This window comes from Bacillus vallismortis (assembly GCF_040784915.1).
Taxonomy (GTDB): Bacteria; Bacillota; Bacilli; order Bacillales; family Bacillaceae; genus Bacillus; species Bacillus subtilis_G.
Map to the genome: position 1 here is coordinate 2,423,568 of NZ_CP160797.1, position 26,416 is coordinate 2,449,983.

General features: G+C 42.7%; 31 protein-coding genes. 2 read left to right on the forward strand and 29 right to left on the reverse strand.

Going from position 1 to position 26,416, the window contains the following annotated elements; genetic code table 11:
- Nucleotides 1-6 precede the first annotated feature (6 nt).
- From hepS to ABZM97_RS11720, 12 genes are all read right to left on the reverse strand, one after another.
- The gene (gene hepS, locus ABZM97_RS11665; protein ID WP_064812849.1) at nucleotides 7-762 is read right to left on the reverse strand and encodes a heptaprenyl diphosphate synthase component 1; all 756 of its coding nucleotides are present in this window, start codon (nucleotides 760-762) and stop codon (nucleotides 7-9) included.
- Nucleotides 763-925: 163 nt separating this feature from the next.
- Nucleotides 926-1,153 carry a trp RNA-binding attenuation protein MtrB gene (mtrB, locus tag ABZM97_RS11670; protein ID WP_087990544.1) on the reverse strand — a complete coding sequence of 76 codons (228 nt, stop codon included), beginning with the start codon at nucleotides 1,151-1,153 and terminating at the stop codon, nucleotides 926-928.
- Between the two features lie 21 nt (nucleotides 1,154-1,174).
- Nucleotides 1,175-1,747: a GTP cyclohydrolase I FolE gene (folE, locus tag ABZM97_RS11675; protein WP_087990545.1), complete on the reverse strand. Its 573-nt coding sequence runs from the start codon at nucleotides 1,745-1,747 to the stop codon at nucleotides 1,175-1,177.
- A gap of 187 nt (nucleotides 1,748-1,934) precedes the next feature.
- A complete protein-coding gene (gene hbs / locus ABZM97_RS11680; RefSeq protein WP_003153447.1) occupies nucleotides 1,935-2,213 on the reverse strand; it encodes a non-specific DNA-binding protein Hbs in 279 nt (92 codons plus the stop codon).
- A 374-nt stretch (nucleotides 2,214-2,587) separates the two neighbouring features.
- Complete coding sequence (spoIVA, locus tag ABZM97_RS11685; protein ID WP_087990546.1) at nucleotides 2,588-4,066, reverse strand: stage IV sporulation protein A; 1,479 nt, start codon at nucleotides 4,064-4,066, stop codon at nucleotides 2,588-2,590.
- Nucleotides 4,067-4,248: 182 nt separating this feature from the next.
- Nucleotides 4,249-4,983: a hypothetical protein gene (locus ABZM97_RS11690; RefSeq protein WP_087990547.1), complete on the reverse strand. Its 735-nt coding sequence runs from the start codon at nucleotides 4,981-4,983 to the stop codon at nucleotides 4,249-4,251.
- A gap of 21 nt (nucleotides 4,984-5,004) precedes the next feature.
- Complete coding sequence (locus ABZM97_RS11695; RefSeq protein ID WP_087990548.1) at nucleotides 5,005-5,208, reverse strand: DUF2768 domain-containing protein; 204 nt, start codon at nucleotides 5,206-5,208, stop codon at nucleotides 5,005-5,007.
- Nucleotides 5,209-5,546: 338 nt separating this feature from the next.
- The gene (locus ABZM97_RS11700; RefSeq protein ID WP_087990549.1) at nucleotides 5,547-6,584 is read right to left on the reverse strand and encodes an NAD(P)H-dependent glycerol-3-phosphate dehydrogenase; all 1,038 of its coding nucleotides are present in this window, start codon (nucleotides 6,582-6,584) and stop codon (nucleotides 5,547-5,549) included.
- A gap of 17 nt (nucleotides 6,585-6,601) precedes the next feature.
- Nucleotides 6,602-7,912: a ribosome-associated GTPase EngA gene (gene engA / locus ABZM97_RS11705; protein WP_087990550.1), complete on the reverse strand. Its 1,311-nt coding sequence runs from the start codon at nucleotides 7,910-7,912 to the stop codon at nucleotides 6,602-6,604.
- 153 nt (nucleotides 7,913-8,065) lie between these two features.
- Entirely contained in the window at nucleotides 8,066-8,260 is a 195-nt protein-coding gene (locus ABZM97_RS11710) for a hypothetical protein (protein ID WP_087990551.1), read from the reverse strand.
- The gene (locus tag ABZM97_RS11715) at nucleotides 8,257-9,150 is read right to left on the reverse strand and encodes a YIEGIA family protein (RefSeq protein WP_087990552.1); all 894 of its coding nucleotides are present in this window, start codon (nucleotides 9,148-9,150) and stop codon (nucleotides 8,257-8,259) included. The genes ABZM97_RS11710 and ABZM97_RS11715 overlap by 4 nt, the downstream gene beginning before the upstream one ends.
- Nucleotides 9,147-9,746, reverse strand: a complete 600-nt coding sequence (locus ABZM97_RS11720; protein WP_087990553.1) for a hypothetical protein — start codon at nucleotides 9,744-9,746, stop codon at nucleotides 9,147-9,149. Before ABZM97_RS11720 ends, ABZM97_RS11715 begins: the two co-directional genes overlap by 4 nt.
- Before the next feature lie 77 nt (nucleotides 9,747-9,823).
- Between ABZM97_RS11720 and ABZM97_RS11725 the strand changes: the two genes are divergently transcribed.
- On the forward strand, nucleotides 9,824-9,955 hold the full coding sequence (locus ABZM97_RS11725) for a YpzI family protein (protein WP_141113372.1): 132 nt from the start codon (nucleotides 9,824-9,826) through the stop codon (nucleotides 9,953-9,955).
- Between the two features lie 41 nt (nucleotides 9,956-9,996).
- Here ABZM97_RS11725 and fni read toward each other — a convergent pair whose 3' ends face one another.
- The 17 genes from fni to ABZM97_RS11810 all read right to left on the reverse strand — a co-directional run bounded on the left by fni (nucleotide 9,997) and on the right by ABZM97_RS11810 (nucleotide 25,880).
- Entirely contained in the window at nucleotides 9,997-11,046 is a 1,050-nt protein-coding gene (gene fni, locus ABZM97_RS11730; RefSeq protein ID WP_367386857.1) for a type 2 isopentenyl-diphosphate Delta-isomerase, read from the reverse strand.
- A gap of 12 nt (nucleotides 11,047-11,058) precedes the next feature.
- Nucleotides 11,059-12,207 carry a 30S ribosomal protein S1 gene (rpsA, locus tag ABZM97_RS11735; RefSeq protein ID WP_087990555.1) on the reverse strand — a complete coding sequence of 383 codons (1,149 nt, stop codon included), beginning with the start codon at nucleotides 12,205-12,207 and terminating at the stop codon, nucleotides 11,059-11,061.
- Between the two features lie 232 nt (nucleotides 12,208-12,439).
- Complete coding sequence (gene cmk / locus ABZM97_RS11740; protein WP_367386858.1) at nucleotides 12,440-13,114, reverse strand: (d)CMP kinase; 675 nt, start codon at nucleotides 13,112-13,114, stop codon at nucleotides 12,440-12,442.
- Between the two features lie 78 nt (nucleotides 13,115-13,192).
- A complete protein-coding gene (locus ABZM97_RS11745) occupies nucleotides 13,193-13,369 on the reverse strand; it encodes a YpfB family protein (protein ID WP_087990557.1) in 177 nt (58 codons plus the stop codon).
- Nucleotides 13,370-13,413: 44 nt separating this feature from the next.
- A complete protein-coding gene (locus tag ABZM97_RS11750) occupies nucleotides 13,414-14,067 on the reverse strand; it encodes a flagellar brake protein (protein WP_087990558.1) in 654 nt (217 codons plus the stop codon).
- A 93-nt stretch (nucleotides 14,068-14,160) separates the two neighbouring features.
- Nucleotides 14,161-15,513, reverse strand: a complete 1,353-nt coding sequence (gene ypeB, locus ABZM97_RS11755; RefSeq protein WP_087990559.1) for a germination protein YpeB — start codon at nucleotides 15,511-15,513, stop codon at nucleotides 14,161-14,163.
- A gap of 36 nt (nucleotides 15,514-15,549) precedes the next feature.
- Nucleotides 15,550-16,461, reverse strand: coding sequence for a spore cortex-lytic enzyme (gene sleB / locus ABZM97_RS11760; protein ID WP_087990560.1), 912 nt, complete (start codon nucleotides 16,459-16,461; stop codon nucleotides 15,550-15,552).
- A gap of 149 nt (nucleotides 16,462-16,610) precedes the next feature.
- The gene (gene prsW, locus ABZM97_RS11765) at nucleotides 16,611-17,267 is read right to left on the reverse strand and encodes a glutamic-type intramembrane protease PrsW (RefSeq protein WP_087990561.1); all 657 of its coding nucleotides are present in this window, start codon (nucleotides 17,265-17,267) and stop codon (nucleotides 16,611-16,613) included.
- Nucleotides 17,268-17,386: 119 nt separating this feature from the next.
- Entirely contained in the window at nucleotides 17,387-18,361 is a 975-nt protein-coding gene (locus ABZM97_RS11770) for a YpdA family putative bacillithiol disulfide reductase (RefSeq protein WP_087990562.1), read from the reverse strand.
- 110 nt (nucleotides 18,362-18,471) lie between these two features.
- Nucleotides 18,472-19,746 carry an NAD-specific glutamate dehydrogenase gene (gene gudB / locus ABZM97_RS11775; protein ID WP_087990563.1) on the reverse strand — a complete coding sequence of 425 codons (1,275 nt, stop codon included), beginning with the start codon at nucleotides 19,744-19,746 and terminating at the stop codon, nucleotides 18,472-18,474.
- A gap of 158 nt (nucleotides 19,747-19,904) precedes the next feature.
- On the reverse strand, nucleotides 19,905-20,489 hold the full coding sequence (locus ABZM97_RS11780; protein ID WP_087990564.1) for a genetic competence negative regulator: 585 nt from the start codon (nucleotides 20,487-20,489) through the stop codon (nucleotides 19,905-19,907).
- 158 nt (nucleotides 20,490-20,647) lie between these two features.
- Nucleotides 20,648-21,427, reverse strand: a complete 780-nt coding sequence (locus tag ABZM97_RS11785; protein WP_202327360.1) for a metallophosphoesterase — start codon at nucleotides 21,425-21,427, stop codon at nucleotides 20,648-20,650.
- Nucleotides 21,428-21,511: 84 nt separating this feature from the next.
- Nucleotides 21,512-21,955 (reverse strand): YpbF family protein, encoded by a 444-nt coding sequence (locus tag ABZM97_RS11790; protein ID WP_087990566.1) that lies wholly within the window; start codon nucleotides 21,953-21,955, stop codon nucleotides 21,512-21,514.
- A 66-nt stretch (nucleotides 21,956-22,021) separates the two neighbouring features.
- Nucleotides 22,022-22,759: a LysM peptidoglycan-binding domain-containing protein gene (locus ABZM97_RS11795; protein WP_087990567.1), complete on the reverse strand. Its 738-nt coding sequence runs from the start codon at nucleotides 22,757-22,759 to the stop codon at nucleotides 22,022-22,024.
- Nucleotides 22,710-23,312 carry a CPBP family intramembrane glutamic endopeptidase gene (locus ABZM97_RS11800; RefSeq protein ID WP_176365270.1) on the reverse strand — a complete coding sequence of 201 codons (603 nt, stop codon included), beginning with the start codon at nucleotides 23,310-23,312 and terminating at the stop codon, nucleotides 22,710-22,712. Before ABZM97_RS11800 ends, ABZM97_RS11795 begins: the two co-directional genes overlap by 50 nt.
- Nucleotides 23,313-23,338: 26 nt before the next feature.
- The gene (locus ABZM97_RS11805; RefSeq protein ID WP_087990568.1) at nucleotides 23,339-24,829 is read right to left on the reverse strand and encodes an ATP-dependent DNA helicase RecQ; all 1,491 of its coding nucleotides are present in this window, start codon (nucleotides 24,827-24,829) and stop codon (nucleotides 23,339-23,341) included.
- Nucleotides 24,822-25,880 carry a helix-turn-helix domain-containing protein gene (locus ABZM97_RS11810; RefSeq protein WP_087990808.1) on the reverse strand — a complete coding sequence of 353 codons (1,059 nt, stop codon included), beginning with the start codon at nucleotides 25,878-25,880 and terminating at the stop codon, nucleotides 24,822-24,824. Before ABZM97_RS11810 ends, ABZM97_RS11805 begins: the two co-directional genes overlap by 8 nt.
- 265 nt (nucleotides 25,881-26,145) lie before the next feature.
- Here ABZM97_RS11810 and ABZM97_RS11815 point away from each other — a divergent pair, with 265 nt between their 5' ends.
- Entirely contained in the window at nucleotides 26,146-26,394 is a 249-nt protein-coding gene (locus ABZM97_RS11815) for a ferredoxin (RefSeq protein ID WP_003225461.1), read from the forward strand.
- Nucleotides 26,395-26,416 lie beyond the last annotated feature (22 nt).

Genomic DNA, 26,416 nt, shown 5'->3' on the forward strand with positions numbered 1-26,416 from the left:
AATGGTTTACCCTTCTTCCACTTTCTGATGATAGGTTTGATCTTGGCTGATTGTCTTCAGGCGGTTTAATAAAATATGCTGAATAGGTGAATTTAGAGGCAGAAGTGACTCAATGCTGTTTTTCGCTTTTTTAAAACAATCTTCTAATATCTCTTCTTTTGTTTTTCCCAGCTGTATAAAACTGCCGATCACATCCAGAAATGTATCATTCCCGTTCATAAGCCGCTTAAATACAAAAAAATCACTCGACAGCTTTTTCCAGCGCGGGAGGTTGAAGTGTTCCGCCACCCGATGGAATAAAGCTGACTCAACAATGCCGACACTTTCGAAAAAATCGTGTTCATCCTTGAAAGAACGGTCATATAGCCGAATTTTGTGTTCATTGATTTCTTTGATAGCTGTAGCAAGCGTCCGAATCATGTAGATATCCTTCATTTCAGATAGTAAAGAGTAGTACAGCCCGCTGAAATAATCGCCTGCGAGAACAGTCAATTGGCGGTTTTTGTTTTCGTCTCGTTTTATGACTCTGGCTGTCGTCACTTCATCATGGGTATCAAGGGCGCTTTGTACAAGCATCGCTGTTACAATATAATTTTCTCTGTCATTGTTTTTTATGTCGGCTTCTTCAAATAAAGCATGAAAAAGAAGAAGCTTATCCTCATCAATTTTCGGCGCAGAAATATGCTTCGCTAAATAAGGATGAGACAGCTTTTGTTTTAATTTTGTGTTCAGATTGGCTAAAGTTCCGTAGATGTCTTGCAAAAATATCACCCTTGTCCCCAAATTCACATTTATTTCTTAATCTATGTATGAGTTTTATCTTTTCATTCACTTACGCATGTATCATTATAGCATAAAAAAAAGAAATTGGCTGTATCCTCCCGCTGTTTGCGAGCATTTGCTTTTAACAGCGGGGACAGCCAGCTTATTTTTTTTCGCTTTTCATTTCTCCGTATGCGGTTTGAATGAGTGCCTCTCCTCTGATTTTAATGGCCGAAGTATGCTCTGTAAACTGAGCGATGATTACTTCTCCCTTGTCGAGTTTTTCGGAATGGTGAAACTTTGTATCGGTTCCTCTTGTCAGGCCGATCACATTCACTCCGTCTTCAACCGCTTTTATGATGACAAAATCACTTGAATGCTTTTCGTTCATTTCTAGCACCCTCTATCTTTATTAGTCCTGGCGTTTAATATGTTCCAATACTTCGGCACGGGCAGCTGCATCATCTTTAAAAATGCCTCTGACTGCTGAAGTGACGGTTTTTGCACCCGGTTTTCTCACACCGCGCATCGTCATGCACATGTGTTCTGCTTCAACCACTACCATGACGCCATACGGGTCAAGCGTTTCTACGATGCTTTCCGCAATTGTAGATGTGATACGCTCCTGAAGCTGCGGACGCTTTGCAACGGCTTCAACGGCACGCGCCAATTTACTGAGCCCTGTGACCTTTCCGCCTCGCGGTATATATGCAACGTGCGCTTTTCCATAAAAGGGAACAAGGTGATGCTCACACATAGAATGAAACGCGATATCTTTTACAAGAACAAGCTCCTCATGGTTTTCACCGAAGATAGTCTGGAAATGTTCTTTTGGGTCTTCATTCAAGCCGGAGAATACTTCGGCGTACATCTTTGCGACTCTTTTCGGAGTATCAAGAAGCCCTTCTCTGTTCGGGTCTTCTCCGATCGCTTCTAAAATTTGACGAACAGCTTGTTCGATTTGCTCTTTATTAACTTCTTTCATGTTCTATGTCCTCCACCAATGAATACATTTAATTTCGATTCTAGCACACATGCCCCGCTAAAAGCAAAGTGAATGCCCTGTCAGGAAGCCCATGCCCTTGAAATATGAAAAGCCCCTTGGAAAGGGGCTTTTCTGTGAAGAAATAAAGTGTATGTAAGCTAGATGCATACACGATCTATATTCACAATTATTTTCCGGCAACTGCGTCTTTAAGCGCTTTACCTGGTTTGAAAGCAGGTACTTTGCTCGCTGGAATTTCGATTTCTTCACCTGTTTGAGGGTTGCGTCCTTTACGTGCAGAACGTTCACGCACCTCGAAGTTACCAAAACCGATCAGTTGAATTTTATCACCGTTTTTAAGTGCATCTAAGATCGTATCAAAAACAGAGTCAACTGCTTTTGTAGCGTCTTTTTTAGACAATTCGCTTGCTTCTGCAACCGCATTGATAAGTTCTGTTTTGTTCATGCCTTTCACCTCCTCCCAAAAGGGATACATTCAGTTCGTTTATTATCATTTCTTCACAGTTCAGTCTGATTCTAAACCTGGCCCAGAAAAAAATCAGAGCAGGCAAGAGAAAGACAATTAAACGGCTTTTTAAGAAAAACTGCACTCTGAGGAATGTTTGTCCAACAAAGTGAAGAATTTCTGTATGTAGAGTAACACATATAAAAAGCCATATCAAGCATTTTAAAGCGTCAATCCCTTGCTCGTCAAGGATTTAACGTGGTTTACCGAACAAATATTCCTTTTTTTGCTTTTTTCATCCTATTCTTTGATCCTTTTCCATTATTAAGAGCAAAGAAAAAAGACCTCCCATTCTATAAAGAGGTCTTCCGGTATTACAGGATGATGGCGATTAAGCCGCCAGAGCCTTCGTTTATAATTCTTTCTAACGTTTCTTTTAATTTATACCGCGCGTTTTCAGGCATTAATGACAGCTTTGCCTGAATCCCTTCTCTCACAATTGAGCTCAGTGATCTTCCGAAGATATCGGAGTTCCAGATGGAGAGCGGATCATCCTCAAAGTCCTGCATTAAATAGCGTACAAGCTCTTCGCTTTGTTTTTCCGTTCCGATAATCGGCGCGAATTCGCTTTCGACGTCTACTTTGATCATATGGATCGATGGCGCGACAGCTTTTAGCCTCACACCGAATCGTGAGCCCTGTCTTATAATTTCCGGCTCATCGAGACTCATATCAGTTAAAGCAGGCGCTGCAATGCCGTATCCCGTCTGTTTGACCATTTTTAAGGCATCAGACACTTGATCATATTCTGTTTTCGCATGGGCAAAGTCTTGCATGAGTTCAAGCAAATGGTCTCTTCCTCTGATTTCAACACCCACCACTTCTTTCAAGATTTGATCATATAAGTGGTCCGGCGCGTACAAATCGATTTCTGCGACCCCTTGACCCAGCTCAATTCCGGCTAATCCGGCACTTTCAATAAATTCAAACTCGCTGAATTGGCCGACAACCCTGTCTACGTCCCGAAGCCGCTTAATATCCTTAACAGTTTCCTTCACGGATTCCTGGTAGCTTTCACGCAGCCAATGGTTTTCTTTTAGCACCATTACCCAGCTTGGGAGGTTGACATTTACCTCAAGCACCGGAAACTCGTAGAGGGCTTCTCTGAGCACACTCAGCACATCTGATTCCCGCATGCTTTCCACGCTCATTGCCAAAACCGGGATATCATATTTTTCGCTTAAATCCTGGCGCATGGCTTCTGTTTCCGGATGATACGGCCTGACTGAGTTGATGACCATAATAAAGGGTTTGCCAACCTCTTTCAGCTCTTCAATGACTCTTTCTTCAGCCTCTATATAGTCACTTCTGGCGATATCACCAATGGTGCCGTCTGTTGTAATGACAACTCCGATGGTCGAGTGTTCTTGAATGACTTTTCGCGTGCCAATTTCAGCAGCCTCATGAAATGGGATCGGTTCTTCGTACCAAGGCGTGTTAATCATCCGCGGCCCGTTTTCATCTTCATATCCTTTAGCGCCGGGTACTGTGTAGCCTACACAATCTACTAATCTTATATTGACATCGAGTCCGTCTGACACGTGAACAGACATCGCCTGATTCGGAACAAATTTAGGCTCTGTAGTCATAATCGTTTTGCCGGCCGCGCTCTGCGGCAACTCATCCTGCGCACGGGCCCGGTCTGCTTCGTTACCGATATTCGGGAGCACCACAAGCTCCATGAATTTTTTAATGAACGTGGATTTTCCTGTACGGACAGCACCTACGACTCCTAAGTATATATCGCCTCCTGTTCGTTCAGCGATATCCTTGAAAATATCGACCTTTTCCAAGTGAATCCCTCCCGGACTTCCTATCCTTATCAATTTTATTAAGCTCTTTCAATCAAACACAGGACACTATATGTGTATGACGTTGTCCTATTTCAATATGACATCTTTAGAAAATTTTCCGTCCTCAATCTATTAAAGTATAAAAAAACCTTTCTCCCTATTTGTATGCAAGGGAGAAAGGTTCATTCCTTTTTCATATCATTTTCTAAAAAAACAGGTTCCTGTTTGTCATTTACCGTATATTTCACAGAAAACGCCGGGACGAAAGGCGTTTCTTGCCAAATCATATCCTGAATTTCAGATCCGGGCTTAAACGTTTTTTTGCTTTTTTTGAGCCAAGAAGCCAGCTCAGTCCGGTAATCGGCATATATTTCTCCGTCTCCGTCAATCATAAGCGGCAAGGAATTCCCTGAGATTGGGCTTGTCACTGTAAGAGAGCTTCCAACCCCCAGCTTCTTCTCATCTAGTGTAAATAAATCACGTGACAGCACATCCTGATAAGGCGGATATTGATGCTCCTGGCGGTACATTTGGACACGCAATTTCACATCGCGGATTTTTTCAGCCATCTTTAGATCAATCAATTTAACAGTCGGATCGTTCTCTACGTCGACAAGCACGTATTGATAGTCTCCTCCGCTTTCATATGCCGTGCTTGGAGGTTCGGCCATATACCTCGGCGCTAAACGGTTAAAGTCTATCGGATATTTTTGATACAGAGGTGTCGACATATCTTTTGTTTGAATGGGAAGCAGTCCTCCATTTGCCTTTTGGAATTCGTCAACAGCAGACTGGACCTGCTCTAACTGGTCCTGATAAGGAATGGCATGTACACTGCTTTTCCGCTCATTTGGATATAAACAGCCTGATAAAAACACGACTGCCGCAAAAATCATAGCGCACTTCAGTTTACCCATACAGCACTTCCTTTTACAGCTTTATTCATTGACAGGACCGCTGAATACCACGACAAACACAATAATTCCCGATATGAGCATACACATGTAAGCAAACGATGAAACCGCAATCTTCAGAAAACGATTCCGAAACTTAAACCGGCTTAAATAGATGGACGCTACAGCCAGAAACATCAGACCCATGGACCCCAGTGCAAACCACATTTTCATCAATGCCAGACTCAATGACCTGCGCCTCCCCCTAATATGTATGATGTAAGCGTTATATTTCATTTTAATATACAGCGCCGGTAAAGATCAACCAGATTTTCCATCCTTTAATAGAACAAAAAACTGAAGCAAAGAGGGGGACCTTCGCTTCAGTCAAATTGACTATATTCACCTGCACGTTTAAGAAACACTCTCTTGGACTTCGATGCTATAGTATGCGACTTGGCATACAGATGCATCCTCTATTGCCTAAATCAGCAAAATGTTTCAGGAGATCCCAAGACTTGGGTGTTCTTCTGTTTTTCGGGCTTTCGTTCAATTAAGATATGCGGCCGTCAATACAATTGACACTTTTACTTCACTTGATTTTCAAACGTATTTACCAGATCCTCCATCTCGTGGGTTTTCCCTCTCGCCATTAAAGATTCAACAGCAGTTTCCACTTTTTGTCCGTTAAATAGAACTTGATGGAGTGCTTCTGTAATCGGCATTTTCACATCATATTTCTCCGAAAGCTGGTAAGCCGCTTTTGTCGTACGGACGCCTTCGACTACCATTCCCATCTCTTCAAGAACGTCTTTGAGCTTGTACCCTTTTCCGAGCAAATTGCCGGCACGCCAGTTTCTGGAATGAACACTTGTGCACGTCACAATCAGATCGCCCACTCCTGTCAATCCAGAAAACGTCAGGGGATTCCCGCCCATTTTCGTTCCGAGTCTCGCGATTTCGGCAAGTCCGCGCGTAATCAATGCAGCTTTGGCATTGTCGCCATACCCTAAACCGTCTGTAATTCCTGCGGCAAGTGCAATGATATTTTTTAAAGCCCCGCCGATCTCAACTCCGATAATGTCAGGGTTTGTGTACACCCGGAAATTGTGATTAATAAATAAATCCTGCACCTCTTCTGCTGCCCGCATGCTTTTTGAAGATGAAGTAACGGTCGTCGGATGGCGCAGCCCCACTTCTTCCGCATGGCTCGGGCCGGAAAGGACCACAACATCTTTTCTGACATCGCTTGGGAGCTCGTCTTCCATAATCTCAGAAATGCGAAGGAGCGAATCAGGCTCTATTCCCTTGCTGACATGAACAAAGACTGCCTTTTTCGTGATAAAAGGCACAGCCTGTCTCAGTACTTCCCGAATCGCTTTTGTCGGAACGGCAACAATAATGAAATCTGCGTCCGAAACAGCTTTCCCGATATCCGTTGTAGCCTCTATTGATTCCGGCAGCTTGACGTTCGGCAAATAATCCTTATTTTCATGCTGATCATTGATTTGATCAATCAGATCTGCACGGTGCCCCCACATGGTTACATTGTGATGATTATCGGCTAACACTAAAGCCAGTGCCGTCCCCCAGCTTCCCGCTCCGAGCATAGTGACTTTTTTCATATTTGCTTCACACCTTTTTATTTTCTAGCTCTTGCAAATATTTTGATTGGTGTCCCTTCAAAATCGAACGCGTCTCTGATTCGGTTTTCTAAAAAGCGTTCGTACGAGAAATGCATTAATTCCGGATCGTTTACAAACACAACGAAACTCGGCGGTTTTACCGCCACTTGGGTCGCATAATAAATCTTCAAACGAGAACCGTTATGAGTCGGCGTCGGGTTCATTGCCACAGCGTCCATGATGACATCATTTAAGACATTCGTTTGAACCCGCAGTGAATGATTTTCACTCGCTTTGATAATCGCAGGCATCAGCGTATGAATCCGTTTTTTCGTTAAGGCTGACATGAATAAGATTGGCGCATAACTAAGAAATTGAAAATGGTCACGGATATTTTCTTCAAATTCTTTCATCGTGCTTTCATCTTTGTCAACAGCATCCCATTTGTTTACGACGATCACGACAGCTTTGCCCGCTTCGTGTGCATAACCGGCGATGCGCTTATCCTGTTCAATAATGCCTTCTTCGCCGTCCAGCACAACCGCAACGACTTCTGAGCGGTCGATTGCTTTCAGCGCCCGCAGTACACTGTACTTTTCAGTCGTTTCATAGACTTTCCCTTTTTTTCGCATGCCGGCAGTATCAACAATGACAAACTCCTGCTGGTTGTACGTAAATGCCGTATCAACAGCATCTCGTGTCGTTCCTGCCACGTTGCTCACAATGACGCGCTCTTCGCCGAGCATCGCGTTCACTAGCGAGGACTTTCCGACGTTCGGGCGTCCGATCAGGCAGAATTGAACCACTTCTTCATCGTATTTCGTTTCAGGAATGTTTTTAAAATGCTCTGCAACGGCATCCAGCAAATCACCTAATCCGAGTCCGTGTGTTCCCGAAATTGGATACGGCTCGCCAAAGCCAAGCGAATAAAAATCGTAAATATCCGCTCTCATTTCTGTGTTATCCAGTTTATTAACTGCCAAAACAACTGGCTTTTTCGTGCGGTACAAAATTTTCGCTACTTCTTCATCAGCAGCAGTCACGCCTTCACGGCCGTTCACCATAAAGATAATGACATCCGCTTCATCCATGGCGATTTCAGCCTGCTGGCGAATCTGCGCTAAGAACGGCTCATCACCGATATCAATACCGCCAGTATCAATTAAATTAAAATCATAATTCAGCCACTCAGCCGAGCTGTATATCCGATCCCTTGTCACACCAGGGGTATCTTCTACTATTGAAATTCTTTCTCCCGCAATCCGGTTAAAGATTGTGGATTTTCCTACATTTGGTCTCCCGACAATGGCTACGACAGGTTTACCCATAGTACCCTTCCTTTCGATCCAGCCGCTTTCATTTTTACATAAATTTTCAACCGGTTATTAAAATCATTTCATTCACTTTTATGAAAAGAAACCCTTCAGAGGAAGGGCTTAACTCATTTATTATATCAGTTTTTACTGGGATCACAACTATTCTTAAAAATGTTTCACGATCAAATACACGTCATCTCCAATTCTGTGCGCTATTCCATCAAGGATCGCCTCAAGATTTTTAGCGAAAAGCTCCATCTCCTTTTTGTCATTGCAAAAAAAGACAGGAGCTCCCCCCGCAGCCCGGTTTCGGTTCGTCGTAATCACAGACAAAATCATTTTCGTAAGAGATTCGCTCATTCTATCACCTTATCCTGGTTCTTGATAAATTCCGTCGGCATTCTGATCGCGTTTTCCAAAGTTGGAACATTGCTGATAATCTGAACAGCTGTTTCGGGATGGTTAATTTGCGGAAGAACAAAAACTGCCACTCTCCCGTCATTTAAATCGCGTTTTGCAATTGGAGTGAGAGACGGCTCGCCCGAATCCCGATAAACCCCGAGTACATTCGAAACATCAAATAAAATGGCCTGGCGCTGCCCTAAGTTGGCAATCGTCGCTGCTGAATTAAAGTTTTTTGGCGTTAAAATAAATCCCATGCCGTGCTTTAAAATCAGCTCCTGTTTTTCCGGAAGCCCAATATTCATCATATAAATATTATCAACAAACAGTCCCGGACCGTCAAAGTACGGCTTTATGTACTCGATATCTACAATATCCTTCAACACACTGCCCGACATAAATTTCATTGCCAGCAAGAAACAAACAATAGCCGCTATGACTGCAGCCCAAATGGATAAAAGCACATACGCAGAGGTTGTCAAAAGAGCTGTAAAGATCACGATATAATTTCTGCTTTCAAACGCAATCGCAATTCCCTCAATATATGTGCTTCCCCTTGAGACAAGTTCATACGAATCCATTTGCGTCAGTGTGTTCCGCTCCATGTTTCGAACATCTCTAAATTGCGTCGCTGCCAATGTTAAAAACGTGATGGCCGTAAATTCCTCCTGCAAAAGCGCCGGCATAATAATGGCCCCTAAACCAGCCGCAATCAGCCCTAGTGCAATGTGAATGACTTTCCCATGAACATAGGTCGGATACTGGCGGTAATCCGTTTTCAGCATATAAAGCCGTGTCGCGACCCCGGCAATGACCCCAGCAATAATTGGATAAATGTAATCACTCATGACATTTTGGTAGCTCCTTTGTTTGATCTTTTGCTCTTTTGACCAATCTGGCTTGCCAGCTGTTCGTATCTCGATATGCCAAACAGCAATATAATACCCGCGGAACACGTATTCAGCCATTGAAAGCCACCGACAGCCAAAGCCCCGGCCAGCTTCTGAATCACAAACGAATACACCAGTTCGCCTTGGCACATCCCTAGCACAAATAATGTAAGCTGTTTCTGGAACTCCCTTTCAACCGAAGCTGTCAAAAGCACTAATAATATTACGGCAGCCCACTCAGGTTTTATGATAAACCAAACTGGATCATATAATGCAAAAAGATAAACAAACGCATACCCGGCAATAAGCATCAGATAGACCATGAGATAACGAAAACGATACATTCTCAAATACCCTGCATAGACACACCCGCAGAAAAAAAACATCATATAAGCAGTATTTAGGGAAAAATATAAAGTGATGTCATGTATGCTTAGAATCATATTAGTCAAAATAAAGACAGAGACGGCAAATCGCCTTTTCGTCTTTTCAAAAATAAAGGTCGTCAGAACCCACAGAAACCACATTGACCAATAGTAATAAAATTGTTCCATTTTGCTTCCTCCATACTCCCAGTATGGAGCCCGAGCGCTTTTTTTAAACAATCCACTTCACAATAAGGAGTATGATCATGGGAAAAGACAGACAGGAAAAAAAACTCAAAGCTTCTGGCAGAGTCGAATCAGATCGCGACCATTCCATTCACTATGACGGAGCAACAAGCCTTGAACAAAACGGAAAATTCAAAAAGCGAAAATCATAATCAAAAGCCCAAAACTCATAAGGTTTTGGGCTTTTGATCATTCATCGCACACTATAGCTGGACGTATCAATCCCTCTCTCTGTGAGCCAGTGATGGGTTTCACCTTTGATCACAAGAGGTGTCTTTTGCAAATCAGTAATCGTTCTGGCGCCCAGTACGGTCATAATCATTTTTAATTCGTCAAGGATCAGCTGAACCTCCTCAAGCAGTCCTTCCTCTCCGCTTTCAGTCAGCGCTTTTAAAAAGTGTCCTGCCATTCCGGTGCAAAAGGCCCCCAGCGCTATTGCCTTTGCCACATCAAGCGCATCCTGCAGGCCTCCGGACGCCATCATTGTGCTTGCGGGAAACGCAGAGCGGATTTCCGCCAAACTTGCTGCTGTCGAAATGCCCCACGAGTTAAAAAAGGTGATTTGCCGATGTCTTCGGAGATTTTCGATTTTCGAGAAATTCGTGCCCCCGTAACCGCCGATATCTACAGCTGCAGCACCAGCTTCATAAAGCTTCCTTGCTGATTCTTTGCTCATACCGAAGCCGACCTCTTTCACAATGACCGGCACACTGACCTGACTGCAAATTTGTTCAATACGGTCCAGAGCTCCGCTAAAGCTTCTGTCTCCTTCAGGCATCACAATTTCCTGAATCACATTCAAGTGAATCTGCAGTGCGTCTGCTCCAATCATTTCCACTGCTTCCTTTGCCTGATCAGCTGTCGCCTCGCTTCCCAAGTTGGCAAAAATCAGTCCGTTTGGGTTTTCTTTTCGAACGATTTCATACGAAAAACGCTCTGAGGGATCTTTTAATGCTGACATTTGTGATCCGACAGCAAGAGGTATACCGGCCTGACGAGCCGCTCGTGCAAGTGATTGATTAATATCATATGTAAGTTGTCCGCCGCCGCCAGTCATTGCATTGATAAAAATCGGCGAACTGCTTGAAAGTTCGCCGATTTTTGTGGAAATATCTACTTGTTCTAATGCAAGATCGGGCAGACTGGCATGAACAAACGTAATATCATCAAGACCCGTGTCCCGCTTTTGTCCAGTGGACAGGGCATGATTGATGTGTTGTTTTTTCCGTTCTGCTCGAGTCACGTTTATCACCAATTATTTTAGTTTATTCAGCTTATCTCCGATCAGATCACCAAGCTGGAAGCCAGTGCTTGTTTCTTCCTTCGCCTGATATTGACGGTAATCTTCCTGATCGGCTTTAGGCGCTTCTTCAAGTTCACGCATACTTAATGAAATGCGCTCCTCATTTTCATTCACATCAAGAACCTTCACTTTTACAGTCTGTCCTTCTTCAAGGACTTCATGCGGCGTGCCGATGTGTTTGTTGGAAATTTGAGAAATATGAACGAGACCTTCAACACCCGGAAAGATTTCAACAAAGGCTCCGAAGCTTACAAGACGCTGCACAGTTCCTTCAAGCACATCGCCTGGTTTCACTTTCTCGCCGATTTGGCTCCACGGTCCAGGCAGTGTATCTTTGATAGATAAAGAAATACGTTCATTATCACGGTCAACCGATAATACTTTCACTTTTACTTCTTGTCCTTCTTCAACAACGTCAGACGGCTTCTCCACATGGGAGTGGGAAAGCTGCGAAATGTGTACAAGTCCGTCGATACCGCCGATATCAACAAACGCACCAAAATCAGTCAGGCGCTGCACTTTGCCATCAAGTACACTTCCAACTTCGAGAGACTGAAGAAGTTCTTGTTTTTTATTTACTTGCTCACTTTCAACAACGGCACGGTGTGAAAGGATCACGCGGTTTTTATCACGGTCAAGCTCTACAACGAGCAGAGACAGTGTTTTTCCTTTATAATCAGTAAAATCTTCAACGAAATGCGCTTCAACAAGTGATGCCGGAATAAAACCGCGAACGCCGATATCAACGACAAGTCCGCCTTTCACGACATCTTTAACTTCAGCTTCAAACACTTCTTTTGTTTCAAATTTTTTCTCAAGGTCTTCCCAAGCGCGGTCTGCATCAACAGCACGTTTAGATAAAATCAAAGCATCGTCTTCCACTTTTGTTACTTTCAGGTCAAGCTCGTCGTCTACTTTTACAACATCCGATGCTTTCTCTACATGAAGACTTGATAATTCACTGATTGGAATAATACCGGACTGTTTGACATTGATAATTTCAACATCCACATGCTTATCCTCTACCTTTGTCACAATCCCTTTAACTACATCTCCAACCTCTGGCACTTGAACATCAATTTGATTCATTTCCTCTGTCATTTGAATAACCTCCTTGGTCCAAACCTACACAGCTTAATTAAAACGGTTTGAAAGCTGGACATATAACATGCCCGCTTTTAGCCGAATATGTATTAAAGAATCATCCAAAAAAGTTTTTTGAATGATCAATAAAAAGTTTTATTAGTATTAACTTCTAATAAAAGGACAGGTTTGTCAAGCAATAACATTCTTTCTTGGCTGAAAAAATCCAAAAAAGTGGCATTCGCCATAATCAGCGGGACTTTTGCTCCACTGCCTTGAGGATTTTATCAGCTACCTCTTGAATGGAAAGAGATGTCGTATCGATTTCAAGAGCGTCTTCTGCTTTGCGCAATGGTGATACTTCGCGCTCTGAATCAAGCTTGTCTCTTCTTGCAATTTCCTCAATCAATGTCTCATAGTTGACATCGTAGCCTTTTTTCACGTTTTCTTCATAACGGCGTTTCGCTCTTTCCTCAACAGAAGCCAAAAGAAAGATTTTCACTTCAGCATTCGGCAGCACGTGAGTCCCGATATCACGTCCATCCATGACGACGCCGCCTTTTTCCCCAAGCTGCTGCTGGCGTTTCACCATTTCTCCCCTGACGCTTCTGTGCTTTGCTGCTATTGAAACTTGGTTGCTGACTTCGTCTGTTCGGATCGCCTCAGTTACATCGGTGCCGTTAACGAGCACTTTTTGTCCTTCTTCTGTTGTCATCAGTTCAATGTTTGTCCGCTTTAGCAGCTCAGCCAGTTTTTTTTCATTTGCCAGGTCAATGTTTTCTTGCAAAGCCGTATACGTTATCGCCCGATACATCGCTCCTGTATCAATATATATGTACGATTTCTTCTCAGCCACAATTTTGGCAACGGTGCTTTTCCCCGCAGCTGCCGGGCCGTCAATTGCAATCGATAATTTCTTTTCCATAATTCCTCTCCTTGCTCTTTTCTCCTCTATGGATTGTATCACGAACTTTATGAAAAAGGGTGGAAAATTGATGAATAATTAATGTTTGAAGGTTTCAATCCTATTGTTCTCCTCCATTTTATCCACCCCTTCATATTGAATCACTTTTGATACATAAGGCTCAATATGCTCATAGTGAAAAAGAATCTGGACACCAAGTAAAATGATGGCCTGAATGAACAATAATTTGATCAGCAGCCGTTCAAATGTTTTCATCGGAGCACCTCCATCACAAATAGTATGGAAGTGTTTGCCGATGTTTATTCCATCCGTGCCTTTCTTCTCTTATTTAACTGGCGCCGGATGCAATATTGAAGCAGAAACTGCTGGTCACTCGCTGAGATTCCCGTATACTCAAGGGTCATTTTATGCTTCCCTGTTTTCGGATCGTCAAAGACTCGTCTGACAACGGCTTCTGTTTCTATTTGACGTATGTTTTCATTTTCAGAAAGACTGATAATCAGGCTTAATGATTCCCCGGATTGAAAGGAATGGCCATCCGCTAAAATTAAGGCGATGCCGCCCGCGCTGATATTATAGGAAAGTGTGCTGAACTCTTCCTCAGCTGCCGGCTGCATTCGCACATCCAATACCGCATCAGTTCTCACATACTGGCGGCGCTGGATCCGTTTCACCTTTTCACGGGGAGGCACTTCAAGACAGATCATTTGAAGTTTGTCCTTCACTTTACCTTTTATACGGCTTGTAAAGCGGTAAGGAACTTCGTCTTTGCCCACAAACTCTACCGTTACTTCCATATCGTTATGCAAAATCACAGTTCGCCCTGTAGCTACATCAACCGGGTACGCGATCAAAAGCTCATTGTTTTCGTTGCTTACAGCTTTACTTTTCGCTTTTTTCAATTCATTTTCTTCTATATATTCTAAATATATATTTTCCCCAATCTCAATCATTAACTTCACTCTTTCGTATTCAATATACTCTCATTTTTATTAAAGCACGTTATGAAAAAAAGGAAAAGACATTTAGTCCTTTCCTCCTGTTTTTTATAGGTCTTTATATATAGGTTCAGCATTTTTTAATTTTTCAACCTTTTCTTCCGAACCATCACTGGCATTTATATACATTCTGAATGTGTCATTTTCAATTGTCCCGAGCATTTCATAGCATAACACTTCTTGGCCAAGTTCATTTGTAATCAAAGCAAGCCTTGTTTCTCTTACTTGTACATTTTTATTTAATTTCGATTTCGCTTCTGCCTCAGTAATGGCCGGCTTAGGAATATTTCTTTTTCTGTGGGATGTTAGGAAGTCCCTTGCTGAAAAGCCTACAACCTCACCGTCATCCAAAGCCACTTTCATGCGAATGGCTTCCGGGTACATTCGGATTTTATTTTCAACAGGCACATATGAAAATACGCCGATTTTATCATATTGGGCACTTTCATCAATTTCCAAATCATCTGTTTCAAATCCGTTTTTCTTTAAAAAGGCGAGCGCGCGGTTCGACCCGTCATTCAAACTGAATTTCTGATTCTTCACTTTTCTGTTTTGGATCAAATATACCGGATGCCCGCCCTTTCTCGTAATATCCATATAAATCGCTGCTTTATGGTCTGGGTCTTTCATGCTGACGCTATATACGTCGCGGTTTGTTTTTTTTCCACTTTTCACCACTTTAATTGAATAATTGTCATCCGGGGCAAAACGCTCAGCAATTTGTTTTGCTTCCTGTTCGGAAATTTGTTTTCCTTTCAGATGGCTGAAGCCCTTCTCTTCTTTTTTGGTGCTGGTGAAACTCGGGCCAAGGTCTGTTCCGGTGGAGAATGCACCGACATTTTTTTCGACGGTTTTAAAGCTGTTGATAATCGTATTATCGCTTTGTTTTTCGTCAGAAGCCAGTGCCATCTCTACGTCCATCCAGCGAAGGTTTTTGCTCATAACAAGGTGCTGAACATGACGCAATTCATTTTGTATATCTTCGGATTGCTGATATAGCTTATTTAGTGATGTATACTCTTTTTTATCTAGCGGCTTTTGCTCCAAATCTCTGACTGACGTTTTATAACTGAAATCGCCGATCTTTGATAATAACTCTTCTGTTTTGTTAAACGGCATTAATGTAAGCGGCAGCTGACTGACACTGTTATGGGCTTCAGATGTAATCCTCCACACATCTACCAATGCAGGTGACAGTGATTTTTGGCTGTTCATGGCGAGTGTTGTTCCGATTTTATCGTGAAGCTGATCCATCTGATAGGTAAGTTCATGGAACGCCCGCTGGTAGTTATTTTCAGCATGAAGAAGAACTGCGTCTTTTTCCTGGTGTTCTTTGTATCCCCAGTAGCTTGTACCGACAATTGCAATACCGAGCAACGCGATTAAAATACCTCTGATCATTTATCACACCTCATTTTTATGCTTTCTTATATCCTGCTACTCACAGAAAATGTGTTTTCCGATTCTCTTGATCTGCGGGCGTCCCCAAATCCATGCGCTGGTCGCTGTATCCGGATTAAAGTAGTACAGTGCTTCCTCGGTTGGATCCCAGCCATTAATGGCATCCAGCACTGCTTCTCTTGCCGTTTCATTCGGCTGCATATAGATTTGCCCGTCAGCCACTGCTGTAAAAGCAAGCGGTTCAAAAATAATACCAGCAACTGAATTGGGAAATAACGGACTGTTCAACCGGTTCAAAATAACTGCCGCGACGGCAACCTGACCCTCGTACGGTTCTCCCCGTGCTTCCCCGTAAACCGCTTGAGAAAGCAGCCGAATATCATTGTTGGAAAATCCGCCAGGCATGTTAGCTGCGACCGCGTCCTGTTTTCTTGTTTTTTCAGGTGTGTTGTTTTGCTGTTTATCCGCTTTAGGCTGCTGCGTTGTTTTTTCCGCAGGCTGTTTCTGCCGCGCTTCTGCTTGCTGTCTTGCTTTTTGTGTTGCTGCTTTTGACGGTTTCGTCTGATACTTTAGCGGAATTTTTCCGTAATGCGTGAACGTATTCCCTTTTTGAAGCTGTTCCATGACATATTCACGATAGTATTTAGATTTAGATATTAGGGTTTGCTTTGTTTTAGCCCCTACAAGGCCATCAACCTCTTTTAACCCGAATTGATCCTGAAAATTTCGAACTGCCCAGTACGTTCCCCATCCATAAACCCCGTCAATTTTTCCGTTATAGTATCCATTATATTGAAGGCGCGCTTGGAGTTCGATCACATCGTCTCCTGTAGCCCCTCTTTGAATGACCTGATTGGAAAAGGCAGAGATGGTTTCAGTATTGATAAACGTCGTTATTGTAAAGGAAAAAAGGATGAGACATGCCATAATCGTTCCTTTGGACTTCATCTTTTCAAGCCTCCTACAGCAAATTTTTGAGTGTAATCGTATTTTCTGTAACGAGGTTATTTTTATACACTCTTTCCTTGTTATCCCTCAGAACATAAATCTCATTTGATAAATCGGCACACAAAAAGCCGCACGGTTCTGTGCGGCTTCTATACTTGCATCATATTGACGGAACGGGCTTTTTTCGCTTTGCGCAAACCAAACCACCATAAAAACAACATAAATGGAAACATATAATAAATCCAATTGCTGAGTGCTGTCAGAATAAAATCATACGATCCATGCAAAAGTGACGGAACAGCTAAAGAAAGAATAAGCCACTTCACACGCGCCTTATGAGCGGAAAAACGGGCTTTCCCAAGGTAAAATCCCATAATAACACCTATCAAGGCATGGCATGAAACTGGCAGCAGCGCCCTGACAAACGCATGCTCCACACCGTGGCCGATTAAGTAAAGAATATTTTCGAGAGTTGCAAAACCGAGCGATACACTGGCCCCGTACACAATCCCGTCATAATGCTCATCAAAGTGGGCGTGCGGGTATACACTGACCATCAGAATAAACCATTTCAGTGATTCCTCCAAAAACCCTGAAGTCAAAAAAGAAACGAAAAAGCTTCCGCCTCCCACATTCTCTTTTTCAAGCACGTACTGGATAAACATTGTGGGAAATACAAGAACAACTCCCAGAAAAAACGACCGAAGCACCATATGTACAGGTTCATTATCATACTGATCTTTTAAATAAAAATAACTTAACAGCGCGATGCCGGGAGCGATTCCTGCAGAGATGATTGCAAACATCAGGCAACCTCTTTCCTTTATATTCCTAAGTCTATCCTACCATGTTGTTTATGATTTTACATCTGTCTGAACTTAAAAAAACAAAAAGAGCATACGAATTCTTCATATGCTCCCCTTCTTTAACAATTTTCTCTTTTGGCGATTTCCGCTGCGATATGTCCCCCGTGAAATCTGCCGTTTTCAATAAATATTTCATTTGCATTGTTCCCGGCAACAATGACCCCGGCAATAAAAATGCCTTCAACGTTTGTTTCCATCGTTTCTTCATTAAAAAATGGACGTCCTGTTTCTTGATCAATTTTAACACCCATTTTTTCAAGAAATTGATGATCGGGATGATAGCCTGTCATGGCAAATACAAAATCATTTTTAATGGTAATGGGTTCCTTCTCGCCGGAGCGGAATACCACTTCATCCTCGGTGATTTTTTCGACACATGCCCCAAATTCCATGCGAATTGTCCCGTTTCTGACGAGCGACTCAAATTCAGGCAGGATCCACGGCTTAATGCTTGGCGAATACTCATTGCCCCTGTATAAGACTGTGACACGCGCTCCAGATTTCACGAGTTCAAGCGCAGCGTCTACGCTTGAATTTTTGCCGCCGATGACGACGACATCTTTATCAAAGTACGGATGGCCTTCTTTAAAATAATGGAATACTTTTGGCAAATCCTCACCGGGTACGTTCATATAGTTTGGATGATCATAATAGCCTGTTGCAATAATACAATACGGTGTCGTGTAAGTTCCTTTTGACGTCTCTATAACAAATGAATTGTTTTCCGCTTTCGTGACTCTATGCACCATTTCAAACGCATTGACACGGATGTTTTTCCGTTTGACGACTTCCCGGTAATACGACAAAGCCTGAATTCTGACAGGTTTTCTGTTTTCCGTAATAAATGCCACGTCTCCAATTTCAAGCTTTTCACTTGAGCTGAAAAAGGTTTGATGCGTCGGATAATTGTAAATGCTGTTAACGACATTGCCTTTTTCAATGACGAGGGCATCAATGCCAATTTGTTTTAGGTGAATGGCAGCAGATAGTCCACAAGGTCCTCCACCAATAATTATTGCTTTTTCTTGAATCATTTCCGTCAACTCCTGCGATTGGCATTTCACTTCATATTTTTATATATCCGAATAAAAAAAATCTCCTATTTTATCATAGGAGATTTTTTATTTTTATGCAAATTATCAACTTATATCCAGCCTCTAAAGCGCGAAGCTTCAGCCATTTTGCGAACACCGACCATATAAGCAGCGAGCCTCATGTCAATTCTTCGGTTTTTAGCCATTTCATAAATATTGTTAAATGATTTGATCATCATTTTTTCTAATTTCTCTTCTACCTCTTCTTCACTCCAGTAGAAGCCTTGGTTATTCTGAACCCATTCAAAATATGAAACCGTTACGCCACCGGCGCTTGCCAGTACGTCTGGCACAAGCAGAATGTCCCGGTCTGAAAGAATTTTTGTTCCTTCAAGCGTTGTTGGCCCGTTTGCCGCTTCAACGACAATTCCAGCCCGGATATTATGGGCATTTTCTTCTGTAATTTGATTTTCAATTGCGGCAGGAACAAGGATATCACAATCCAGCTCCAGCAGCTCCTGGTTCGTAATAGTATCGTTGAAAAGCTTTGTTACGGTACCGAAGCTGTCGCGGCGGTCGAGTAAGTAATCGATATCGAGGCCTTCCGGATCATAAAGTCCGCCATACGCATCTGAGATGCCGACAACCTTTGCTCCCGCATCATGCATAAATTTAGCTAAATAGCTTCCCGCGTTTCCGAAGCCTTGAACAACGACACGCGCACCATTAATATCGATGCCTTTTTTCTTTGCCGCTTCTTTAATACAGATCGTTACGCCTTTTGCTGTCGCAGATTCTCTCCCGTGAGATCCGCCAAGCACAAGCGGCTTGCCCGTAATAAATCCAGGCGAATTAAATTCATCAATTCTTGAATACTCATCCATCATCCAAGCCATGATTTGTGAGTTTGTAAATACATCCGGTGCCGGCACGTCTTTTGTCGGGCCGACAATTTGGCTGATTGCTCTGACGTATCCTCTGCTCAGACGCTCCAGCTCTCTAAACGACATATCCCTTGGATCACAAACAATTCCGCCTTTACCACCGCCATATGGAAGATCAATTATGCCGCATTTTAAACTCATCCAAATAGAAAGCGCCTTCACCTCTTTTTCTGTTACGTTCGGGTGAAAACGTATCCCGCCCTTCGTCGGACCGACAGAGTCATTGTGCTGCGCACGATAACCTGTAAAAATCTGTACTGAACCGTCGTCCATACGAACAGGTATTTTTACCGTTAATAATCTCATCGGCTCCTTTAACAGTTCGTAGACTTCTTCGGGATATCCCAATTTTTCCAGAGCCTTATGTATTACGGTTTGGGTTGATTTTAACACATCAAGTTTGTCCTCTTCTGTATGACCGGTGTTTCGATCGGCTGCCATTTGAGTTAACCTCCTAGAATCTTCTGTTTCTCACATGCTCCCTTTCAGAGAATAGTATACACCTTCATATGATTTATGCATAGAATAAACGTTATGTTTTTCCATGTTTTTTAACTCAAAAAAAACTGCTGTCAAATCAGCAGTTTTCCGTTGCATTTTTATAAAAAATGAGTCTGTATCGTCTCAACAGCATTATCGTCCATAATAAGCTTACCATACTCTTGCAAGCGATAAATCGTTAAAGTTGTCGGATTGCCGTATTCAGCCAGAACCGACACAACTCCCTCAGTCGTATGTGACCCCAGGTCTTCAAGGCTTAAAAAGTACTGTCCCTCATAGTGGTAGACAGTCCCCCCTGTGATACCGATTCGCTGTAAGCTTTCTGAAAGCTGAATGATATCTTCAAAGGAATGGAATTGATAAATGATGTCCGCGCTTTCATCAAGCTTGACTTGCATTTCGATGTAATCATCATCATACTCATCGTCTTCGGAATCTGCTTCCTGGTTCTTTGTTACGATCACAACCATCCCTTGTGCTTGGAGAGAATACACTTCCACTGCAATCGGTCCATTCGCTTCAAAGCCGAGCTCTGTATTAGCTTCATTCATCATATCTTTAAATAACTGGTGGACTTTAAATGAGTCCTTCCAGAGGTCTTCTTTTGTCAATCCCCGGTCTGTCAAATCATCGAGGGTTAAAAAGATTTTAATCTTATTATAATTCAGACGCTCAAGCCGCATAACGTTCCCTCCTGCCTCTACTTGCACACAAATCATATAACACATTATATGAGATGATGAGTCATAGGTTCTTAATTGTTATCAGTTTACACTGAGTTCACTAGTAAGACAAGCACAATGCAGTTTTTATTGCCTTATGGATTTTTGCTTTTGAGAAGTTATTCTGGCGCGCAAAGAGTTACAATATGTGTTTCCGGCTCAGCACCTAAACGAAAAGGCACTTTTGTCGTGCCATATCCGTTGCTGATCAGATACGCCGCATGTTTAACAATACCTGTTTTTCCAAGCTCATACGGGCCGAATTTCCCAAATCTGATCTGACCGCCATGGGTATGTCCGCTGAATATCGCATCAATACCGTCGGTTTCATTGATTTGTTCGTGGATTTCCGGGTTATGGCAAACCAGAATATTCAGCTGGCTTTTGTCGAGCTCTTTAATGGCTTCCTCATAATGATCCATCTCCATCTTGATATCATCAACTCCCGCAATCGCAATCGTATGCCCATTGTGCGAAAACGAAACTGATTCATTCCTCAGGCTGATGACACCGTATGCTTTGAATATGGAATACAGCTTATGCTGTCTGACTTCATAATCGTTATTTCCCCACACAAACACAACAGGGACCCCAATATTTGAGAGCCGTTTGATGTTTTCCTCGATTCTCGTACTGGGCACCCCGCCCTCGGCTAAATCACCGCCGATGATAACCAGGTGAGGGGCATGACTACGCGCTTTTTGTAAAAGGTCTTGATCGATGGAACGTTTATGAATGTCCGAAATAAAAAAGATTGTAAGAGGCAATTTGCCCTTCATTTTTGATAAAAGAAACGTATGTGTTTTCAAATGGTTGCCTTTTGCTGTTGAATACATTTTTGCCGTCATAGCCGCTGCGGCAACAGTTAGCACACCGGCAATTTTCACTGATAGCTTCATAAAAACTCTCCATTCTTTTTAGAACTTATCAATAAGACGGACAATAAAAAAAGACGTTTCTATCGTTTGAGAAAACGCCCCATTTTATTTACTTTCAAAATATAGATTAATATCATATTTGTGCTTCATCATTTGAAAAACAGACTCTCTCGCCTTCCATTTATCCGGCTGCGGCCAAAGATCAGTGCTCTTCTGAATAATTTCGCATCTCAGTTTATGGAAATCGCCCTCAGCTTTATCTTCCTTTTTCTTAAAATAAAATGAAGTGCAGTATGCAAAAGCGGTGGCCATCATCCAAAATAAATAAAAGGTACGGCTTAGCATTTCTTGAAGAACGAGCTGAGGCGCCGGGCTTTTGATCATGATCATAAGACATAATAAGCCCAAGCAAATGAGTGAAGCCCATCGCCATCTGCGGCATTGCGCTGCATAATTTTCAAATTTTTGTTTTCGTTTCACCAGCGCTTGGAGCATCTGTTTAGTCGGCGCATCTGTAAACTGATCGAGCTGATTCCATAAGGATTCCATACGCTTCACACCTTGTCCATTTTCATTGCTACAATATATGAGCGTGAATTAAAAAAAATGCCCTATTCATCCATCAAGGGGGATGTCCAAAACTTGTCCGGTGTATACGTCATTTCCATTCAAATGATTATACGCACGGATTTTTTCTTCTCCCGACCGGCTTTTATAATATTTCATGGAAATGCGGTACAGCGTTTCTTTCTTTTGGACGGTGTGCTTAACTACTCGTTTCGCCTTAGATTGAACTGGTTCTGCCGGCTGCTGTTCTTTTTGGGCTGCTGTTTGTTGGGAAGAGGAAGCAGCCGCGGCGGTTGCTTCCTCCTTATTTTCTGAGTCTTCTGTTTCCGCTAAAGCAGGCTGTTTTTTATCAGTTGTTGTTTTTGCCGGCTCTTTAGCCTTTGTATTCTCAGACTTTTTTTTGGACGCTTGCTGCAGTGCAGTCTCTTTGGTGTCGTCTTCTTTGGTGTTTTTTTTACCCTCTGATTTCGATACAACCTCATATTTGCTTTGGCTGCTGTCGATAAAAACATCTTCATAATCGTCACGGTGATCCGGGTGGTTTTTTAGATAAAATAAACTGACTAAAACGATAACCGGGACAAATACAAATAATACAGCGAGCACAGTGAATAATGGCGTTTTTGTTTTACCTTGCTTTTTTTTCTGTTCTCTTTGATTTTTTACAGATTGTCTTGTCGGAAGGCTTTCTCCATCATCATCGAAATATTCGTCCGCCAAGGCGGCGTTTTGATCTTCATAAAGATTCTGGTTTTTTCTTCGCTCTACTCTCGACATGTTCGTCATGTTTATCCCTCCTCACATGTTCAAAACGAATCTGACAGGCAAACACGGCATCAATGATAAAATGCGCCGTCATCGGAACAAATAAGTTACCGGTCCATTCATACATCAGTCCGAGCAAAAAGCTGATTGCTGTCACCATGATAAATAACAGCCATTTTGACAAATACCGAAAATGAAGAACGGCAAATACAAGGCTGGCCGCCCATAAACCGATATGAGTCTGCAGCACTCCTCTGAATAACATTTCTTCCGCGAAAGCAATCAGAAGCGTTAAAAATATAATATGAGGGATTGACCTCTTACTGAATATTTTTTTATTGATTCCCCCGTCATCATATAGATGGGGCGGGCACCATTTCATCACTGCCATATCGGCTAAAATCACAATAACAGCAATAGAAACACCGTACCATATGATTCGCATATCGCTAATATCCCAGAGTTTTAGTACGTCTCTGACATCCTTAAAAAAGAACAATCCTGCTGCAGCTGCGGCGATGAGGATCAAAAGCTGCGTCAAATATAACTGCTTCAGCATATCACGGTCTGACATTTGCTGAATGAAATCCTTTTGCTGTTTCAGTCCAGTTCACCTACAGTCTGCAAGCTGAATATTCGGTGCAATTCCGAACTCCAGCTGTCTAATGAAGCCTTTTTATTCCGTTCTTCTTTTTGTTCATACAAGGATAGATCGAAACCGCAATGAGAACAGCACGGGAGGTTTCCGTCCTCAGGATCGTATGATTCATCAAAATAGGTTAACAGCGATTGTCTTATACAGCCATCACGCTGAAGCAGCAAAGATACGCGGCGAACTTTTTCCAGCTTAAGTTCCATGCGATAAGAAATCTCCCGCTTCACCAGTTCAATTGATGTTTTGCCCTGCATGAAGAGATGTATTATCATACGGCCTTGGGTCTCTCCGATATCATATTGCATTAATAAGTCACGCAGCCTTCTCTCATCCCGCTCCTCCGTCTCCTCAAGCACACGGATCACATTGGCGATTTCTTCAGCTGTAACACTCTCCATTTGGATAATCTGCTCCTGAAGTTCAAAATCCCCTGGCGCCCGCAGCAAAATGCTGACACTCGGTTTTCCATCGCGTCCCGCTCTGCCGATTTCCTGCATAAAAGCTTCAGCCGTTTGCGGGAGGTGAAAATGGATCACATATCTGATATCAGGTTTATCGACACCCATTCCAAACGCATTCGTACAACATATCACATCAAGCTGGTTATGAATAAACTGCTGCTGAATTAAAATCCTGTCGCCAGATTCCATACCGCCATGGTAAAAGTCGGCTCTGCTGCTCGTTTTGCTTTTAATTTCACCCGCTAATTCCTCAGCCCATTTCCTTGTCGGACAATAAACAATTCCCGGACCTTGCAGGTTTTCAACCAGCTGAATGACCCTATCTATTTTTTCGACAGTATCAGCCGCATGTTCAACCCTGAGCGCGATATTTGGACGATTGACTGAATTGAGATGCCGTTCGGCATGCTGCAGCTCAAGCAGGTCCGTGACATCTTGCAGCGTAGCCTTTGTAGCTGTAGCGGTCAATGCCAGAACCGGCGGATGCCCAAGTTTTTTTCTCAGCTGTCCAAGCTTTGAATAGTCAGGCCTGAAGTCATGCCCCCATTCAGATATACAATGCGCCTCATCAATAACAAATAGGCTGATCGATACGCTTTTCAATTTTTCCAATACATATGGGGACTGCAAAGCCTCAGGAGACAAGTACAAAAATTTATAGCGATGAATATGATCTAAAACGAATTGTCTCTGCTGCATGCTAAGCATGCTGTTCAAAGCTGCCGCACGCTTTTCACCCCGCGCCTTCAGCTGCTGTACCTGATCCTCCATTAAGGAAAGCAATGGAGAAACGATTAATACCATGCCGTCAAGCATATAACCAGGCAGCTGGTAGCAAAGCGATTTTCCTCCCCCAGTCGGGAGCATCGCAATGGTATCCTTCCCGCTAAGTATGCTTCTAATAATGTCCTCCTGCCCTTTTTTAAAGGAAGTAAAACCAAAAAACTGATATAACGTTTGCTGTAATTTAGTCATATTGCTGCACCTGCTTTGTCAATGCCAATCTGATTTGAAAATAGCTGAACCGCTGTTCCATCCCGTCGCGAATTTGTTTGATTTTGTTCGTTCTCATCCGTTTGGCAAACTCTGCAATTTTGAGCTGGTCTTCCGCTGATACATAGTCATCTATCTTAAACGCAGGCTCGTGGAGAGAAATCTCGACAATATGGTCTTCGATCGTCGCTGTTTTCAGCTTTCTGATTTCTGCAATTCGCTGTATCGGGATCCCTTGTTTGACCATCTGCCATGTTTTTCTCGTTGACTCTGTCAGGGCATTCTCAACATGCACATCAGAGAGGAGGTCCTTTAACAGAGAATGTTCACACTCCGGAAGAGAATGTATAAAATAATGTACGGAAGCCCAAAACATGATATAAACATACCATTCATCTTCTTCCAGCGTGTCAGCAAGCTGTCTGCTCGTATAGCCGATCCTATCGTGCGAGGTTAAAGAGTAGACAAAAATTTTCGCTTCTTTGTCATCAATCTTATACAAATGCTCCTCCAGCATGGCAAAAAAGCTGCGTGCCATCTCTATATGATCCGTATGGCGGGAGAGGTATTTCTTTACCCAGTGAAGCGTCTTATAATCCTTTGTGACAGGAATATACTGCCTGCTCCCTTGCAGTTTATTAGATAAGACCTGCACAAGCAGGGAAAGCCTTCTCCAAAGCACACCGGCAGCCTGCTGGTAATAAGCGCCGTGGCAATGAACAGGCCAAGGCCGTTCATTGAGAGCATGACTCAATGCCGCTGCGCCGCTGGCTGTCACTTTATATGTATCTGTTTCAGCCATTGGTTCGAGATATGAATGCTGTTCGAGCTTGGTGATTGACGCTAAAATATCGCTTCTCGAACATTTCCGCGCCATTCCAAAGTATTTTGCAGTCTGAAATAAGCCGGCGTCTTGAATGGTTTGTGACGATCTTTTGCCTTTGAATAGGTGAAAAACAGCGCTTCCCGAACGTTCTCCGTTTATTTTGCAAAGGCAATCGAGAACCATAATATCGAAGTAATTTAATGACAACCTATCCACCCACATTCTTCCTGACAAAAATCGTTGATTTGCTCTTTTTATTTTAACAGATTTTAAACAGAAATCGACGTTTAAAGTCATCGTTAGGGGGGATGTTATGTAGATAACCCCTTATGTGATAAGCATTCTCAATCATTTTTCTGTTGAAATGTGGCAGCAACATCATTACAATAAGTAAGAGGAATAGGTGTTAAATTGATTAAATATAAAGATTGATCCATTTGTTCCACCAAGAACAATCTGGGAGGTTTTATTCATGGCAAAGTACACAATCGTAGACAAAGATACATGTATTGCATGCGGCGCTTGCGGCGCTGCTGCACCAGACATTTACGATTACGATGATGAAGGCATCGCGTTCGTAACGCTTGATGAAAACAAAGGCGTTGTTGAAGTTCCTGAGGTACTGGAAGAAGATATGATTGACGCATTTGAAGGATGTCCTACTGATTCCATCAAAGTGGCGGATGAGCCATTTGAAGGCGACCCGCTTAAATTTGAATAGAAGTATGGAAAAAGCTCCCCTG